15 protein-coding genes are annotated in these 16498 nt (G+C 61.9%); all 15 read right to left on the bottom strand.

Going from position 1 to position 16498, the window contains the following annotated elements; all coding sequences use genetic code 11:
- Positions 1–758: 758 nt before the first annotated feature.
- Positions 759–920 (bottom strand): tyrosine-type recombinase/integrase, encoded by a 162-nt coding sequence (locus VEK15_26865; protein ID HXV64350.1) that lies wholly within the window; start codon positions 918–920, stop codon positions 759–761.
- A gap of 102 nt (positions 921–1022) precedes the next feature.
- Positions 1023–1424 (bottom strand): carboxymuconolactone decarboxylase family protein, encoded by a 402-nt coding sequence (locus tag VEK15_26860; GenBank protein HXV64349.1) that lies wholly within the window; start codon positions 1422–1424, stop codon positions 1023–1025.
- Positions 1425–1555: 131 nt separating this feature from the next.
- Positions 1556–1975 (bottom strand): PilZ domain-containing protein, encoded by a 420-nt coding sequence (locus tag VEK15_26855; GenBank protein ID HXV64348.1) that lies wholly within the window; start codon positions 1973–1975, stop codon positions 1556–1558.
- A 42-nt stretch (positions 1976–2017) separates the two neighbouring features.
- Positions 2018–3547 (bottom strand): response regulator, encoded by a 1530-nt coding sequence (locus VEK15_26850; GenBank protein ID HXV64347.1) that lies wholly within the window; start codon positions 3545–3547, stop codon positions 2018–2020.
- Between the two features lie 4 nt (positions 3548–3551).
- Positions 3552–3923, bottom strand: coding sequence for a response regulator (locus tag VEK15_26845; GenBank protein HXV64346.1), 372 nt, complete (start codon positions 3921–3923; stop codon positions 3552–3554).
- Positions 3924–3992: 69 nt separating this feature from the next.
- Positions 3993–4454, bottom strand: coding sequence for a chemotaxis protein CheX (locus VEK15_26840; GenBank protein ID HXV64345.1), 462 nt, complete (start codon positions 4452–4454; stop codon positions 3993–3995).
- Entirely contained in the window at positions 4451–4855 is a 405-nt protein-coding gene (locus VEK15_26835; GenBank protein ID HXV64344.1) for a response regulator, read from the bottom strand. The genes VEK15_26840 and VEK15_26835 overlap by 4 nt, the downstream gene beginning before the upstream one ends.
- Positions 4843–5919, bottom strand: coding sequence for a chemotaxis response regulator protein-glutamate methylesterase (locus VEK15_26830; GenBank protein HXV64343.1), 1077 nt, complete (start codon positions 5917–5919; stop codon positions 4843–4845). The genes VEK15_26835 and VEK15_26830 overlap by 13 nt, the downstream gene beginning before the upstream one ends.
- Positions 5916–7916 carry a chemotaxis protein CheA gene (locus tag VEK15_26825; GenBank protein ID HXV64342.1) on the bottom strand — a complete coding sequence of 667 codons (2001 nt, stop codon included), beginning with the start codon at positions 7914–7916 and terminating at the stop codon, positions 5916–5918. The genes VEK15_26830 and VEK15_26825 overlap by 4 nt, the downstream gene beginning before the upstream one ends.
- Complete coding sequence (locus tag VEK15_26820) at positions 7913–8749, bottom strand: protein-glutamate O-methyltransferase CheR (GenBank protein ID HXV64341.1); 837 nt, start codon at positions 8747–8749, stop codon at positions 7913–7915. The genes VEK15_26825 and VEK15_26820 overlap by 4 nt, the downstream gene beginning before the upstream one ends.
- Positions 8746–9228: a chemotaxis protein CheW gene (locus tag VEK15_26815; protein ID HXV64340.1), complete on the bottom strand. Its 483-nt coding sequence runs from the start codon at positions 9226–9228 to the stop codon at positions 8746–8748. The genes VEK15_26820 and VEK15_26815 overlap by 4 nt, the downstream gene beginning before the upstream one ends.
- A gap of 11 nt (positions 9229–9239) precedes the next feature.
- A complete protein-coding gene (locus tag VEK15_26810; protein HXV64339.1) occupies positions 9240–11165 on the bottom strand; it encodes a methyl-accepting chemotaxis protein in 1926 nt (641 codons plus the stop codon).
- Positions 11166–11427: 262 nt separating this feature from the next.
- Positions 11428–12750, bottom strand: a complete 1323-nt coding sequence (locus VEK15_26805; protein HXV64338.1) for a dicarboxylate/amino acid:cation symporter — start codon at positions 12748–12750, stop codon at positions 11428–11430.
- Between the two features lie 104 nt (positions 12751–12854).
- A complete protein-coding gene (rnd, locus tag VEK15_26800) occupies positions 12855–14027 on the bottom strand; it encodes a ribonuclease D (GenBank protein HXV64337.1) in 1173 nt (390 codons plus the stop codon).
- The gene (locus VEK15_26795; GenBank protein HXV64336.1) at positions 14024–16438 is read right to left on the bottom strand and encodes a carboxypeptidase regulatory-like domain-containing protein; all 2415 of its coding nucleotides are present in this window, start codon (positions 16436–16438) and stop codon (positions 14024–14026) included. Before VEK15_26795 ends, rnd begins: the two co-directional genes overlap by 4 nt.
- Between the last annotated feature and the right edge of the window lie 60 nt (positions 16439–16498).

The raw sequence follows: 16498 nt of genomic DNA, 5'->3' as shown, positions 1-16498 counted from the left end.
AGATGAGTGGGCGTGGCCAGTCGTCTGGCACCAGCACGGCGCACTCCGAAGCTGCAACCTTCTCGAATTGACGTCGCGCCCGAACAAAAAGGCATGGTCCACTCGATCTGGTTGTTATGCAGTCTACTCGCGAGTATCGGTTAGCGCCTTTCGCAGATCATCTTTCCACGATGTCCATGATAAGGGGTTGCCCGGCCTGCTCGGTGACTCAGGCCAGTTTGTCGACCTCGCTTGACTCAGAACAGCATCAAAACGCTCTGGTTCGTGGAGTCGATGTGACTGACGTCCATAGACTCGTCCGACTTGTGAAGAATAAACGAGCTCAGGTTGCACGGGCCGATGGAACTTCAGGAAAGCGAACCAACCGTTGCGATACTGAGGGTGCATGACCCACAGTTCTAGACTTTCCTTCGCCATCGGATCTTCGTGAAGACTCCCCTCACGATCACGCCATAGTAGGGGAACATCGCGAGGACCGGCTAGGATCAAGAGCTCTCCACCACGCCCGTCGTACTGCATGCCCCAGTAATGCCCCCAGGGAATCTGATCCTCCTTGGTCTCCGCCAAACTCCATCCATCGGGGAGCGAAGACAGGATTGCGGCCCGCATCGACGTACTCTCGAACGAGTCTGACGGGGGAGAGTGACAGGCACTCAGCACTCTGCCAAACAAAACGACTGTGGACAAGGAGCGTTGTAGTGGCATTGTGTGTCTTGTGCGCCCAGTGATCCCATCGTAAACGCCGAGAGCGGCGGATTTCAAATAGACTCGTCAGGGGGGCTTCTAAAGCGGGAAGGGGCCGATGCGAGCAAGGTGCACGTAGACCACGGTCGTTTCGAGGGCCTTGTGCCGAGGAGTTTCTGGACGGAGCGTACGTCATAGCCGTTCTCGATGAGATGCGTCGCGAAGGCATGACGCAGGCTATGGCAGCCGACGGGCTGGCGATCCCGGCGGCACGGCAGGCGTCCCAGGTGTTCCGTCCAGGGACTTGGCGAAATGTTCCTTCAAGAACTCATCGGCCTTCAAAGGTCTGGCCGAAAGGCGTCGTCGACGGGTACCTGCAATCCATTCGCGAGCCGGTTCGTCTCGTTCGCGAGACCCACGACGGCGAGAAGCTCCCCGAACATCTCATCCGTCATGCCCTTGGAGCGGGCCGAGGCGGTGTGGGAATGGATGCAGTACTCGCAGTTATTGGTGACGCTCACGGCGACGTAGATCATCTCCTTGACGAGGGGGTCGAGAGCACCCGGGGCCATTACGGCCTTCACTGCCGCCCAGATCCTTTTGAGGGTGGATGGGTGGCAGGCCAGGTATTTCCAGAAATTGTTCACCCAGTCCGTATTCCGCGTCTTCATGATGTCGTCGTAGACGGCGCGCACGTCGGGGCTCGCGTCCGCTTGTTCAACGGGCTTTACTAATGCCATCGGGGATCTCCTTTGTCGTCGAGTCATGACCCTTTTCTACTCGACGAGGCTCCCCGGCCGCCACATCGTTTTCCCTGACGAGCTTTGCGACGGCTCGAAACGATCGCGGGGTGAACGCGGTTCCGCAGGGGCTAGGGTTTGTTCTGGTCGCCGTCGAGCCCGTCGGCCAGCTCGAGGAAACGATCTACGAAACGCTCGATCTTCTCCCGGACGCCCGGAGCCAGGCGGACGAACTCCACACCGAATCCGTCGCGCAGTCCCTGCGGTGGTTGAGCGATGTCCCGGGTCCTCCAGCGCACAACGACCTCAGCGTCCACGTGGCCGATCTGGAACGGCAAGAAGAAACGCAAACGAAAGGACTCGCCTCGGGCGAATTCTTCGTTGGTGGTGAGAAACACGCCTCCCCGGCTGAGATTGAGGACGTATCCCTGGCCGACGATACCACCTCTTTTGAATACGGCTCCTATCGTGAGCGGGCTCAGGCGCACCATGTGACCGATGTCCTGCGGCTCGGGAAAAGCATCTTCGTTATAGTTCGACTCGTGACTCATGTTCATCCGATCTCCTGAAGCTGGAAGCGCCGCTGTCCGGCATCACCCTGCCAGAGCCTTCGTGGTGGAGAGCTTGTGTTGACGTAGTTTGTGCTCCAGCGCGATTCCCGCCTGCGATACGAACTGCTCGAGCCCGCTCAGATCGCCCAGGGGCGAACCGCTAACGGGATTGTCTCCGAAGAGAATGATGAGCGTTGCCCTTTGGTGGAGAAGCGGAATCAACACCGCCTCGGAGGAGAGGCCTCGGCCCGCCTGGGCCAAGAGGGCCTCGCTCAGAGGAGGACTCCCCCCTTGGATCCTGTAGGTGGAGCCCGTTCGGACGACTTCCTCCACTGGCTCGCAACGTCCGACATCGATGACGAGACGCTTCGCCACTCTCGAAGATGTCTCGAGGTCCTCGTCGAGTCCGTAACCGGCGAGTCCCCGGGCTGCTTCGCCGCTAACGACGAACAAGATGCCCCGCTCGAGAAACTCCTGCGCCACCACCAGCAGCAGCCTGGAAACGTCTTCCGTTCCTCCGGGGTCGGCCAGCTGCCGAGTCATTGCCGCCAGGAAGCTCGCTCGATTCGAGCCATTGCCGTTTCGCTCGGGCTCCTCGGATCCCCCGGCATCGACGCGCTCACCGTCGGTCACGAGTCTTTTCAACTGCTCGTGGAGCGTTCCCGCAAACTCGCATAGATCCTTGCGATAGAGCTCTGAATCGATCTTGGTCAAGGTCGGCTTGTGCACCACGCGCCGAATCCCGAGCTCTTTCGCCCTCGTCTTGGCCTTGTCGGACAGGCTCTCGACCATGAGCAGCACCGGCACAATTGGTTTGACTTTCTTGAGCTTCCTGACGAGCTCGAAGCCACCGTAGAAGCTCCTGCCCGACGTGGTGGGCATCTTCAGATCGACCGCGGCGAGAACCTTCTCGCCGTTCTCCACGCGGCGTCTGATGATGTTTCGCCCCGCAGTTGGATCCGAGGCGGTGAAAACCCGGTGCCCTCTTCTCTGCAGCTCTGTCCCGACGATCTCGGTCACGGGGCGCTCGTCATCGACCAGAACGACACTGAACCCCGTCGGGTTGGGAGTCGCGCACGAAGCTTGCCGCGGCGAATCGTGCTCCCGCACTCCGGGTTCCTCGGGTGGCGGGCTCTCGAAAGCGAGCTCGAGAAGAGATGACGTCTCTTTCCGATCGTTGTCCATCTCGACGGCGAGATCGAGCAGGAGCTCTTGCGGATCCAGACCTTCGGACAGGAGGTAAGGCTCGAGCTCCACGCCTTCGAGCTCCGTGACCGAATCGGTCAGCTCGAACTGGAAGTTTCCCTCCCGAAGTCCCGCCAGGTCTCGCAGTGACATCTCGATGAACTCTCGGACGTCCTTGTTGGGCAGAGGCGAGCCGCCCCGAGAGAGCTCGCGCAGCCTCCCGAGGGTCGACCACGAGTAGGAAAAGAGCACTCGTCCCTGCCGGAGCACGACGCCCCCCCGCCCCGGAGGTCCAGCGACGCTCAGACATCCGCTCTTTTTGGAGAAAGCGATGATCTGCAGCATGTCGAGGAGGGGGAGATCCTCGAGCTGCCCTCTGAGACCCATCGTTCTAAACCACCAGCTCCTTCACCAAGTTCACGAGCTCCGGTCCCGAGATCGGCTTGGTGAGGTAAGCATTTGCCCCGTGCGCCAGGCCTCGGTCTCGCGACTCCTCTTCCCCCCTCGTCGTGATCACGATGATCGGCACTTTCGGGTCCCGGTGATGGGAGCGGATGTACTCGATGAGATCGAGTCCGTTCATCAGCGGCATGTTGATGTCAGTGAGCACGCAGTCGACGGGCTCGCGGTCCAGCTTTTCGACCGCTTCCCGCCCGTTCGCGACCTCCAGAATGTTGTAAGTGCCCTCCTTCTTCAAGGTGAGCGCGATCAGCATTCTCGTTGTCGCAGAATCGTCTACGACCAAGAGATTCTTCGTGGACATGATTCTCCTCGGTTACTCATCACGATCTCATGAGCTTCACGAACCCCTCGATAGTCTTCACCTCGAGTTTCAAACCGTGGCCATTGCTACGTTGACCAGGACCTCCCCGTGAGACGTACCCAGGGGAACGACCAGAGTTTCCAGCTCGCGGTTCGAGATCTCCACATTGTCGCCTTCGATGAGGCTCGGTGGAGACACGCGAAGGCGATGGCCTCGATCATTGAGCACCGAGATCGCACGGCCAGTCATCATGCTCGCGAGCTCCGACAGCGCGTCCTTCGCCAGGCGATCGAGGACTTTTTGGGGCGCGTCGTTCATCTCCGCTGCGATGGCGATGGCCGTGTCGCGACGCATGTCGAAGAGCACCCTTCCCTCTGCCTCGCCGGTGACTCCCACGATGGCGGTGACGCCCAGGGTCGGGACGGGCGCGGGAGAGAGCCTCAGCATCCCGAGAACCACGTCGCTGGCAAGCATCTCCTCGAGTATCTCCTGCGCGGAGCTCACGAATGGCCTGAGGTAGTCGTATCTCACCCGGCGTCTCCTAGTACGAAGCTCACGACGTTGGCGACTTGCTGCGGCCGCACCGGTTTCGTCAGGAAGTGTTTCGCCCCCGACTCGATGGCCGCTTTGATCATGTCCTGATAGCCGTTCGAGCTCACCATCACGATCTTGGCCTGCGAGTCGCGAGTGATGATCTTCTGAACGGCTTCGACACCCTCCATCTCCGGCATCGTGATGTCCATGAACACCACGTCGGGCTTGAGCTTCACGTACTGTTCGATGGCCTCGCGACCGTTCTTGGCGAAGCCCGCGGCCTCACCGCCGAACGAAGCCAAAATCTTGTTCAGGTTGCGGCGAGCGAACTCCGAATCGTCCACCACCAGAAAGCGGAAGCTCGGTCTCCTCGACGCCTGCTCTTTCACGCGTTCCATGGGGAACCCCTTTTCTCCGTCTCGAGGGAGTTGAGAAAGGACGCCATTTCCGGGAGTGGCAGGACGGTTCTCACCGCCCCTCGCTGGATAGCCGCTCGGGGCATTCCGTAAACGACAGAGCTCGCTTCGTCCTGAGCCACGGTGAGACCGCCGGCTGCCCGGATTGCTCCGAGGCCCCTCGCGCCATCCTCGCCCATACCCGTCAAGATCAGACCCACCGCCCGTCCACCCACGACTTCGGCGACCGACCGGAACAGGATGTCCGCCGACGGGCGGTGCCCCCCGACGGGCGGCGTCCGGGAAAGACGAACGTGAAGCCGTCCCTGGGAGCGCGTGACCTCCATGTGCCGTCCCCCCGGAGCGAGCAAGGCTAGCCCGGCGGTGATGCAATCGCCATCCTCTGCCTCACGCACTTCGATCGCCGCCAGCCGATTCAGACGCTCGGCAAACTGGCCGGTAAATCCCTCGGGCATGTGCTGCACGATGAGAAGCGCCCGGCCAAAGCCGTCATCGATGCCACCAAGGATTTTCGAGAGTGCGTTGGGACCGCCGGTCGAAACGGCGATGGCGACAACGTCGAGTGCCGGAGACGATCCGCGCCCGAGATCCCTGCCGACGACCGGATGAGGCACATCGACCCTCGAGGCACGATTTACCTTAACTTTCGCTGCCATGCGAATTTTTTCCACGAGAGCATCGGCCAGGGCGCCGAGCGGGGAGGAGAAGATTCGTTCGGGTTTGGTTACGAAGTCGACGGCTCCAGCCGCAAGGCCCTCGAAAGTGGCCTTCGCTCCCTCCGACGTGTGGGCCGAGACGAGGATGACCGGTAGCTCATGCTCGCCGACGAGACGAGCGAGGGCGGTGAGCCCATCCATGCGCGGCATCTCGAGGTCCAGGGTGACGACATCCGGCCGGGCACGGGCGATCTTGTCGAGTGCGAAAATGCCGTCCATGGCCGTAGCGACGACATGGATGTCCGGGTAGGGCTCGAGCATCTTGACGAGCACCTTTCTCATGAAGGCCGAATCGTCCACCACGAGGACCCGAATGGCGCTCGTAGTCAATGGAGCACCTCGACGCTTCTCGCAAGGCTCACATGCTTCTCGAGCAGGCCACGTATGTGAAGTATCAAAACGATCCTTCCGTCTCCCAGAATGGAGGCACCTGCAATTCCGGGGCTGCGGGTCAGCGAGTCATCGATGGGTTTCACGACCAGCTCCTGCTCACCGAGAAGGCGCTCGGCGACGAGTCCGATTCGACGCTCGGCTTCTCCAACGAGCAGAACGAATCCGTTCGGCGTCTCCGCCTCCCCGGAGCGAGTCGAGAAGTTTTCAGCGGTCGAGCCGTTCAGACCCAGCGCTTTCCGAAGCGACACCAGCGGCACGACCTTTTCTCGCCAGGGGAGCACGCCGCGACCGAGCATCGTCGCCGCTTCGCCGCCGTGCAGACGGACGATCTCGAGGACTCCGGTGAGAGGGATGGCGAAGACGCTCTCGTCCACCCCGACGAGGATGGCGCGCAGGATCGCGAGCGTGACGGGCAAGCGGATGAGAAACCGAGTCCCCTTTCCCGGAGCCGTGGTCAGCTCGATCACGCCTTTGAGGTTCTCGATGGACTCTCGCACGACGTCCATGCCGATCCCTCGGCCCGAGACGTCGGAGACGGTCTCGCGAGTGGTAAAACCCGGCCGATAGATGATGTCGAGGATCTCGGACTCGCCGGAGAGGTCGAGCCGATCGCGGTCGTCCAGACCGAGCCGTCTGGCCTTTTCCGCCACTTTGGCCGCATCGATTCCGCGGCCGTCGTCCTCGACGACGATGTGCACGTGGTTACCCTCGTAGAAGGACTGAAGGACGAGCCGGCCGCATCTCGGCTTGCCCGAGCGCTCACGTTCCGCGGGAGTCTCCAAGCCGTGGTCGATGGCGTTTCGGACGAGATGCAACAAGGGCTCTCCAAGAGCGTCCACGATCGTCTTGTCGAGCTCGGTGATCCCCCCTCTAACCTCGAGCTCGACCTGCTTGCCCTCGGAGTTGGCCAGGTCGCGAACCACTCGCGGGAATCGGCGAAAGACGTGGTCGACGGGAACCATCCGGATGTTCAACACCGCGGCCTGCAAATCCCTCAGTGTGCGCTCGAGGAGCGTATGCGCGTCGGCCAGCCTGCCAGCCGCAGCGGGATGACTCTCGCGGGTCTCGAGGTCGGTTTGTGCTTGCGCCACCATGGAGCGGGCGATGACGAGCTCCCCGACGAGATTCATGATGCGATCGACCCGGCTCACCTCCACGCGAAGCCAGCCGCCGCCCATGCTTTGGCCGGGTGTGAGCTTGTGTATCCTGTCGACGTCCGGCGATTTGGAGTCGGCCTCGGGCTCGTTCCGCCCCGGCGGGGGTTCCTTGACCATGACCCTGGAAGTCACTCCGGGAACTCGGGCCGCGTCTCGGACCTGCCTCGGCGTCGCGCTCGACTCGACGTCGATGCTGAACTTCGAGATCTGTTCGAAGGCTGGACTGTCGGGATCAGGGATCACGGCCACGACCTTCGCCAGCTCTTCGAGTCGACGTCGCACGAGCAGGGCGCCAGCCGAATGCATCCGGCAGTCGCGGGCGAACCAGATGGTGAGTCGATAGGAGTCTGCCGGCGTGGGCGCGGAGTCGTCGGAGCCGCTCGCTCGTTGCCGAAGCCTGCGGCAAAGGGACTCCACGTCGGGGAGAGGCGTAGCGCGCTCGCAATAGGCCGCGAGCAGCTGGTTCATGACGTCCCCGGCGGCGAGGAGCTGGTCCACGTTGTCGCGGCCGACGAGCGCCTGCCCGCGAAGGGACCGGAACAGGTCCTCCAGCTCATGGGCGAGCTTGGAGAGCCGATCGAAGCCGAGCGCCATCGAGTCCCCTTTGATCGTATGGACGGTTCGCTCGAGCGCTCGAAGGGGCTCGGCTATATTCCGAGAACGCTCCAGCTTCAATACCAGCGCGCCGTATTCCACGAGCATTTCTCGGGTCTGAACCTGAAACGTTCGTTCGAGCCCAGCCAGCTCTTCTGGCGTGAGATAGGAATCGTCGGTCACGATTCCACCACCTTCTGGTAGCCCGTTCCCCGGCCGTGATGCACGAACTTGATCTCGCTCGAGAGGCCCTGGACCGACTCCGAGTGCCCCAGGAGCAGGTATCCGCCCGGACGGAGGCCACGAACCAACTTGTCGACGACACGCTTCTGTTCCGCGGGGTCGAAGTAGATCAGGACGTTGCGACAAAACACGACGTCGAGCCCGCCGAGACCGTTGTCGTGTTTGAGATTGTGGAAGTCGTAGATGACGACTCGCTTCAGCTCGTCGCGGACCCGAAAGCCCTCGTCGCAACGCTCGAAGTATCGCCGCAACCGCCCCGGGCTGATTCCGGCGAGCTTCTCCTGCGAGTAGACGCCCGCCGCCGCCGTTTCCAGAGCCGTCAGGGAGAGGTCGGAAGCGTATACGCGAATCTCCCAACCAGAGGCTTCTGGGATCGTTTCGAGAGCCGATATCGCGATCGAGTAAGGCTCTTCGCCGGTTGCGCATCCAGCGCTCCAGATCCTGAGTCGAGGGTCGACCGAGCGTTTTCGATCGAGGATCTCAGGGATCACCCGCTGCTCCAAGAAATCGAACTGGGGCCGGTTCCTGAAGAAGGCCGTTTCATTGATGGTGAGGACGTCGAGCAGGCGAAGCAGCTCCCGCTCGTTCTCCACTCCCCCCTTGGTGAGATACCGGTAGTATCGATAGAAGCTCCCGATGCTCGTGGCCGCGAGACGTTTGCCGATCCGGGAAGATAGATAGGTGCGCTTGTTGTCCCCGAAATAGAGACCGCACTCCCGGTGGATGAGATCGCGAAACAACCGGAACTCATCTTCGGAAATCGGAGCGATCATTTCACCCCTTCGGCGCGTGCCATTCCCGCCGCTTCGAGGAGGTCGCCCCGATCCCTCGACAGCAAGTTGCGCACATTGAGGATGATGACCAATCGGTCGTCCAGCTTGCCGATTCCTTCGAGGGTGTCCGCGTGCAGCGAGCCTCTGTGCTCCTCGGGTGCTTCGTCGATGGCTTCCCTGTCGAGCTTGATGACCTCGGTGGCGGCATCTACCAGAAACCCCACGGTGAATCCGTCCAGATCCACGACGAGAATACGGCTCGATCGACCGGGCCGAGAGACGCCGAGGCCGAGCCGATGGGCCAGATCCATCACCGAGATGATCCTTCCGCGAAGATTGATGATCCCCAGGACGTGACTCGACGATCCCGGAACCGGAGTGATTTGCTGAGGCTTGACGATCTCGCGCACGGCGAAGATGTCGACCCCATAGGTCTCCGTTCCGATCCGGAAACACACGAGATGGGCCGTCTTCGACATATCGGTTGGCCTCAGGCCTCCGCCCGAGGTGCGATGAGGCCGTGGCCCTCATCACGAATCGGTTGATCCATGGCTCGCGACTCGCCGTTCGTTCGGCTCGCCTTCGGATGTCCATTGCGACGCACATGGAACCGTGCCGCCAGCTCTCTCATCATCCCCGCTTGTCGGGATAGCTCCTCGGACGACGACGCGAGATCCGACGCGGTCTCGGCATTCGCCTGAACCATTCCCCGGATCTGCTCGATCGAGTCGACGACCTGTTCGGTCCCCGTCGACTGTTCTTCGGTGGCGGCGCTTATCTCATGCGTCAGCTCGCCGAGACGCGACGTGGCCTGCTCGATCTGCTGGGTTCCCGCGGACTGCTCCGAGGTTGCTTCGCCGATCTCGCGGGAGCACAGATCGACCTCGGCGACGGCGAGTCCGATGTTCTGCAGGTTCGTGCGAAGATCCTCGGTGAGATTCATTCCCTGCTCGACGATCTCGGTGGACTTCTCCATGTTCTCCACCGCCTTGCCCACCTGGGACTGAATCCGCTCCACCAGCTGGGAAATCTCTCCAGTGGACTTCGCGCTCCGCTCGGCGAGCTTGCGGACTTCATCGGCGACGACGGCAAAGCCCAGCCCGTGCTCGCCGGCACGGGCCGCCTCGATGGCGGCGTTGAGAGCGAGCAAGTTGGACTGTTCCGCGATCTCGTCGATGACTCCCACGATTTTGCCGATGTCTTGGGCCATGACACCGAGCTCCTGCACATAGCCCGCCGACGAACGAATGACATCCCTGATCTCGCCCATGCCGCGGCTGGCGGCCTCCATGGCCGATCCACCTTCGTTGACCGCACCACTCGCCCGGTTCGCGATCGCCACGAGACGCTCGACCGTCTTGGCCACGGTCTCCACCGAGCGAAGCATGTTCTCGATCGAACGCAGCGTTTCCGTGGTGGAAGCGGACTGCGACTGTGCGTTGCGGGCTACGTTCTGGATGTTGGCGTTCATTTCATGAAGGGTCGAGGTGATGCCCTCGACCGCGGAAACCGTAGCTTCGTTGCCCCGAGCCGCCCTGCTGGTCGAGTTCGCGACCGTATCGCTGCCCGTGGCCACCTCGTCGGCCGCGGCCTGAACGTGCAGCACCATGTCGCGCAGGCCCGCCGACACCATGTTGATCGCCTTGCTGATCTCGACGAGCTTGTCCGTCATCAGATTGAACGAGGCCGCCATGCGGCCAATTTCACCCCCGGTCTCCACGACGATTCGCCGGGGCTCAATCGCGATCTGGCCCGACAGGTCACCGCTGGCCATCGTCTTGGCCTCCTCGGCGATTCGCGTCATGTCGTCGCTCGCGATCTGCTCGGCGGCTCGCGTCAGGGCAAGGATGGGGGAGGTTATTTGTCTTCCAACGAGGAGCACGGTGACGAAGGCCAGCCCGGCGACGGTCAGGTTGAACAACATCGCGGTCCAGAGACCATTGCGATAGTTCTCTTCGACGCTGGCGGTAGACACCCCAACTTGAATGGCTCCGGTCGTGCTCTCGCCACGACGGATCGGTCCGTAGATCTCGAGGACCCCGTTCAGGTCTTCGTGAGTCTGGAAATCCCGAGGCAGTTCTCCTCGCTGCACCGGGGCCTTGTCGTCGGGAGCATAGACCGCGAACTCGCTTCCGTCCCTGTCGCGAACGACGACGTAGGCGATACTCTCGTCGGAACGTGCCCAGTCGAGCACCTGGAGAACGGATTCACGATCTTCGAACTCGAGGCCCGCGGCGACGCTGTAAGCGAGCATCCGGGTGATGCTCGACGCCTTGCTCTCGAGTCCTCGCTCGTCGACCGCGCGTTGGCGGGCGGGGAAGAAGAACATGATGAACGTCGCGAAGACGAGCATCATCCCTACGATGGGAAGTACGAATCGGTTCCGGATCGACAGGTCGTTCAGGAAATGGCTCATGGCTTCTCCAAGATGCGAGTCGCTCTCTCGACTTTCACGAGATGCACGACCCCAACAACTCCTTGGGTCACCGGTTGCACGGGTGCCGTCGAAACTGGATTAGCAAAGAGCGTGCCCGTTCAGGAATGGCAAGTCGGAGCCTGGATCATATGAGGCAAGAACTTGCGCGGGGCCGAATTCGCCGGGTGAGCCCCATGGCCCTAGGAGTGTTTAATTGTGCACGACCAGCGATCTCGCCGCGGGGGAATTCGCCTACGAAGGCTCAGGCCCGCAGCCGAATCCGATCTGCTTCCTCTCCGAGATAGGGCGGCTTCAGCTGGCCTTCCGAGGCGGCAACCACGGTCGCGACCGTCGCATCTCCGGTGACGTTCGTCACCGTGCGAAGCATATCGAGGATGCGGTCCACCCCGAGGATCAGAGCGATTCCGGAACTGGGAACGCCGATGGCCTGAAGGATGATGACCAGCATGATGATGCCTGCGCCAGGAACAGCAGCCGTCCCGATCGACGCGAGCACCGCGGTGAGAACGATCGTAAGCTGGCCCGAGAACCCGATCGGTATGGCCGAGGCCTGGGCGATGAACACCGCGGCGACGGCTTGGTAGAGGGCGGTACCGTCCATATTGACCGTGGCGCCGAGCGGCAGGACGAAGGAGCTCACTTCCTCGGAAACGCCGAGCTTCTCCTCGCAACGCTCCATCGTCAGCGGGAGGGTCGCGCCGCTCGAGCTCGTCGAAAAGGCAACGAGCTGCACTGGAGCCAAGCCGGCAACGAACGTCTTGAACTTCATCGGCGTGAGGAATTTCAAGAGGGTGCCGTAGGTCACCGACATGTGCAATACGAGACCCAGCACCACGGTCAAGCTATAGAAGCCGAGTGCGCCGAGCAGTCCGACGATATTGCCCTCGGCTCCCGCCGCCGTGATCGTCCGGGCGATGAGGGAAAACACGCCCAGCGGGGCGATCAGCATGACCAGGTCCACCAGGCGAATGATGACATCGTTCAACGCGTCGAATACATCGAGGAGGGGCTTGGCTTTTTCGCGGGACAACTGAATGAGGCCGATGCCGACCATCAACGCCACGAAGACGATCTGCAGCATGTTGGCGTTGCTCGAGGCCGATGAGAAGAAGTTCGAGGGGACGATATCCTCGAGCAGCTGGAGTGGACCGCGCTCTCCGACGTTCAATGCCGCGGTTTCTCTCTCGGTCACCTCGTTCGCATACTGCCTCTGGAGATCGTCTCGAACCGCGTCGGGAACACGCTCGCCCGGCTTCAGGGTGTTCACCAGGACCAGACCGATGGAGACGGCAACCGCCGTGGTGGCGATGTAAATCGTTATGGTCTTTCCCCCGATTCGCGACAGCTTTCTGAGGTCGCTCAGGGAGGCGACACCGGTGATCAATGAGGCGAGAACCAAAGGAACGGCGATCAGCTGGAGGCTGTTGATGAAGATCGTACCGAACGGAGCTATCCAATCGGACGTGAACTTGTCCCAGCCGTTCGCCGCGGCGACGACACCGTAAAGGACTCCCAGCGCGAGGCCGATGATGATCTGCCAATGCAGCTTTCTGTACCAGGGCATTGCGTTGCGAATCCTATCAGCGGTCACGGGTCGCCAGCCAGCCCCGTGATCTCCGTGCGTCGTTCGTATTCCCCTGGCTCGAGTCGTCCGACCCGGGTTTGGGGCTAATTCTTGTCTCGGGGAATCTCGAGCGCCTCCACTCTCCCGTGTTTGTTGACGCGAAGTGCCTTTCGGCCGTCGAGAATGTCGAGGAGATCCTGGCCCACGAGCTCCCGGCGCCAACCTTCCAGCAGCGGCAGCTCGGGAAGGTGCCCGTGATGATGGCTGGTGACCAGGCTTCGGAGGTCGCCCCGCGTCGCGAGCATGCCCGGAGCCATCTCCGTTGCCAGAGCCCGTTCGTAAAGCCACGCCTCGACGAGTCGAGCCAGCGATTCCACCCCCAGCGGCGCCTTGAACCGTGGCTCCTCTTCCCGTTTCTCGCTCAAGGGGTTTTCCCCGCCCAGCTTCACCGCTTCCAGGATGGCGGCGCCGTCCTTCCGAATCTGCTGGGGTTTGAGGGAGCGGATGTGCCCCAGGCTCTTCACCGAGTCAGGCTTTCTGCGAGCGATTTCGAGGACGCTCTGATCCCGAAGCACCCAGCCTCGGGGGACGTTTCGGGAGCGCGCGGTCTCCTCTCGCCACGCGGCGACTTCCCTCAAGACGCCGAGAGTGGTCCCGTTGAGCCCCGCCTTGGTGAGCTTGAGGTAGTAAGCTCTCGGGGACGGGAGACGGTAAGTCTCCTCGTTCTCCAGCCGCTTGCATTCCTCCCGCTCCCATCCCGATCGACCGAGCTTCGAGAGGCGCTCCCCGAGGTGACGCCGGAGCTCGGGCAGGTATCGTACGTCGTCCAGCGAATAATGGATCTGAGCCTCGGTGAGCGGCCGAGCCGTCCAATTCGTGAGCGTCTCGAGCTTGGACAGCTGGACTCCCGTCACCTTGGCGACCAACCTCGCGTAGGAGACCTGGTCTCCGTAGCCGACGAGAGCGGCCGCCACTTGGGTGTCGAACACGTTTCTCGGCGCCGGCCCCCCCTTCTCGACGAGCGCGGCAAAGTCTTGCTCGCCCGCATGGACGATCTTCTCGATCGCCGGATTCGCGATCAGCTCGAAAAGCGGTTGCAGGGACGGAAGCGGGAGGGGATCGAGCACGGCCACGATGCCTTCGGCTGCCACCTGGATGATACCGAGCTGAATGAAGAAGGTCCGCTCCCGGACGAACTCCGTGTCCAAGGCGAAGGTGCCACGACTCGAGAGCTCGCGGCAGAGCTCTTCCAGTTCTTTCTGGTTCTCGACGATCACAGGCCCAGGCTCAATCGCAAGGAAAAGCTCATGTCGACGCTGTTGAGGAAGTCGCCAAAGCGAGGGCTTCCCCGGTTCGGGAGCACGTCGCGCGGATTGAAATGGCTGCCGAGATTGAATATCTGAAACCCGACCCGGATCCCCCGCCCGAGAACTCTCATGCCCTTGGTTACCCGGAAATCGATGGAGAGGAACCCGGGGAAACGACCGCCCCGATTCCTCTCACCCACCGGCGTGTAATCCGTCTCGAACTCCGTGTAGGGAAACCCGGAGCGCCACTCCACGCCGGGAACGATCTGAATATCTTCCGGCAGCCTCCAGATTCCCCACGCCAAGAAACGATGAGGCACATCGAGCTCGAACAAAGAGACCTCGTTGTTCAACAGGAGGGGCGTGCGAAGGTTCTGGTACAGCGTGCCGAAATTGTTCAGATCTCCGCTGGTTCGGGATTTCACGTAAGAGAGGAAGAGCTCGTTGTCGTTTCGTGAGAGCCTCACGGTCAGGTCGAGCTCGCGGGTCAACGAACTGCCCTCGGACGACAGCACCATGCTGCCCTGGCCGGGAAGGTCTTCGTCGATTCGCTCGACGATCATCTCTTCCGAGCCTCGTCGCTCTCGGTAGTTCAGACGAGCCTCGACTCCAGGAGCGAGCAGATGATCGAGCTCCACGTTCCAAGATTGCCCCCGAGGCATGTCGAGCCCCTCCTCCGACACTCTCGGAACGTATGTGACGGCAGGCCCGGTGGCTGCGCCATCCTCCCCATAACGGGTCTCCACGCGCGACTGGAACGTATCGAAGTTGTCGGCATGAACGAAGACATGGTCGTAGAAGACGCCCCACCCCCCTTTAAGCACCGTCGTCCCGTCGGGAACGAGCGCATAAGCGAATGCGAACCGCGGCGCGAGCTGCTGAGAGCCCACCAGCCGGTCGTAGTCGTAGCGGACCCCCGCCTCCAGTCCGAGCCGGTCCGTAGGGCGCCATTGGTCCTGAACGTAGCCCGAGACGACTAAATCCGATCCTCGGACCTCGGGGGAGCCCTCGAAGCGGATATCTTGTAAGAGTCGTCCGTCGAGGTCCCGAATCTCCACCGGCCGGCTCGCGTCGATTCCCGAGAAGCTCGCCTGCACCACGTTTGCGCCCACCTTCAGGACGTGCTCCCCGTGGAAGCCGGTAATCGAACGGGTCAAGCGCGTGGCGACCTCGTAACGCATGCTCTCTCGATCGATTTCGTTGTAGTAATTGCCGCGAAGCCCTTCGGGGGTGAGCAACGAGGTTAGCTCGCTCTTCGGCCGAACCGCAACGTCATAGCTCTTGACGGCAAACAGGGTCTCGACGAGTGTTTGCGAGAGCAGCGACCTCTCCGAGATCGCCGCATTCCAGCCCCAGGAGTTGAAATCGGGAGTCGCTTCCGACGTGGTTACCGCCGTGAGGCCGAGGTTGTCCCACTCCGACGGAAAATACGAGAAGGTCGTGGTGAGCTGGTGCTTTTCCGCCATTTTCCAGTCGAGCTGGGTGAACGTGTCGAAGCCTTCGAGAATTCTCTCGTCTTCGCCCGCCTCCACGTCGTAGACCCGCGAGCGGACGAAACGGTAGGTGAACCCCTGAGAGATCCACAGCTTGCCCTTCCTGAGCGGGCCGCTCACCCCGAACTGCGGAACCGCGGCGCGAATGCCCTTGATTTTCCCGTCGCGGAAATTCAAGTTGGGCATGAGATTGGAGAAATCCACGTCCCATTCGTCCGTGCCGCCCCGGGTTTTGACCTTGGCGACGGCGGCGGTGACCTGCCCGTACTCCGCAGAATAGGGAATGGTGTTTACTTCAACCGCTTCGATGGCGCGCAACGGGAGCTCCACGGCAAACTCGCCGGTGAGCGGGTCGGTCGCATTGGCGCCGTTGACGAGAAGAATGGACTGACTGGGGCGAGCACCGTTGAAGCTCAGCCGTCCCTCGGAATCGCGGACGACGCCGGGTACGAGCGGAAACGATTCCTGGAAACGGTCGGTGGGAAGCGGCAGCAGATCCAGCTCTTCGATCTCGAACCCTTGACTCTCGACGGGCTGGATCTCGGGCGCCGGAAGCGACTCCTCCACCACGACGCTCTCGGAAATGGGCCGCAGCTGCAGAATGATGTCCCTTCTCGCCGTCTGCCCGTCTTCTACCCGAAGATCGACCACGGCGTCCACGTATCCTGGCAAAGAGGCAACGAGTGAGTACGTTCCCGCCGGCAGCCCCGCGAAGGAGAATTCACCGTCAGCTCCGGTCACCTGGAGTTGCGATTCGACGTTGCCCCCGCTCAGCGTAACGACCACGCCGGGAAGCGAATCACCAGCTGGGCTCGCGATCCGACCGCTCACCACCCCGACCGCGACAGCGTGGCCAAAGGTGACGCCCGGCAGACCGAGTGCGAGCACAAAACCTCCGAAGCTCTTCACATTTGGTTCCCAATACACTTCGAACGGGCGCGGCGGCGG

The organism is Vicinamibacteria bacterium (assembly GCA_035620555.1).
GTDB lineage: Bacteria > Acidobacteriota > Vicinamibacteria > Marinacidobacterales > SMYC01 > DASPGQ01.
Note: the sequence above shows the minus strand (reverse complement) of the source record. Positions and strands in the feature narration are given on the sequence as shown.

Bases quoted from the DNA above. Each gene is read 5' to 3' on its own strand.
- VEK15_26860 (HXV64349.1), bottom strand. From the start codon at position 1,424: ATGGCATTAGTAAAGCCCGTTGAACAAGCGGACGCGAGCCCCGACGTG.
- VEK15_26855 (HXV64348.1), bottom strand. From the start codon at position 1,975: ATGAGTCACGAGTCGAACTATAACGAAGATGCTTTTCCCGAGCCGCAG.
- VEK15_26850 (HXV64347.1), bottom strand. From the start codon at position 3,547: ATGGGTCTCAGAGGGCAGCTCGAGGATCTCCCCCTCCTCGACATGCTG.
- VEK15_26845 (HXV64346.1), bottom strand. From the start codon at position 3,923: ATGTCCACGAAGAATCTCTTGGTCGTAGACGATTCTGCGACAACGAGA.
- VEK15_26835 (HXV64344.1), bottom strand. From the start codon at position 4,855: ATGGAACGCGTGAAAGAGCAGGCGTCGAGGAGACCGAGCTTCCGCTTT.
- VEK15_26820 (HXV64341.1), bottom strand. From the start codon at position 8,749: ATGATCGCTCCGATTTCCGAAGATGAGTTCCGGTTGTTTCGCGATCTC.
- VEK15_26815 (HXV64340.1), bottom strand. From the start codon at position 9,228: ATGTCGAAGACGGCCCATCTCGTGTGTTTCCGGATCGGAACGGAGACC.
- VEK15_26810 (HXV64339.1), bottom strand. From the start codon at position 11,165: ATGAGCCATTTCCTGAACGACCTGTCGATCCGGAACCGATTCGTACTT.
- VEK15_26805 (HXV64338.1), bottom strand. From the start codon at position 12,750: ATGCCCTGGTACAGAAAGCTGCATTGGCAGATCATCATCGGCCTCGCG.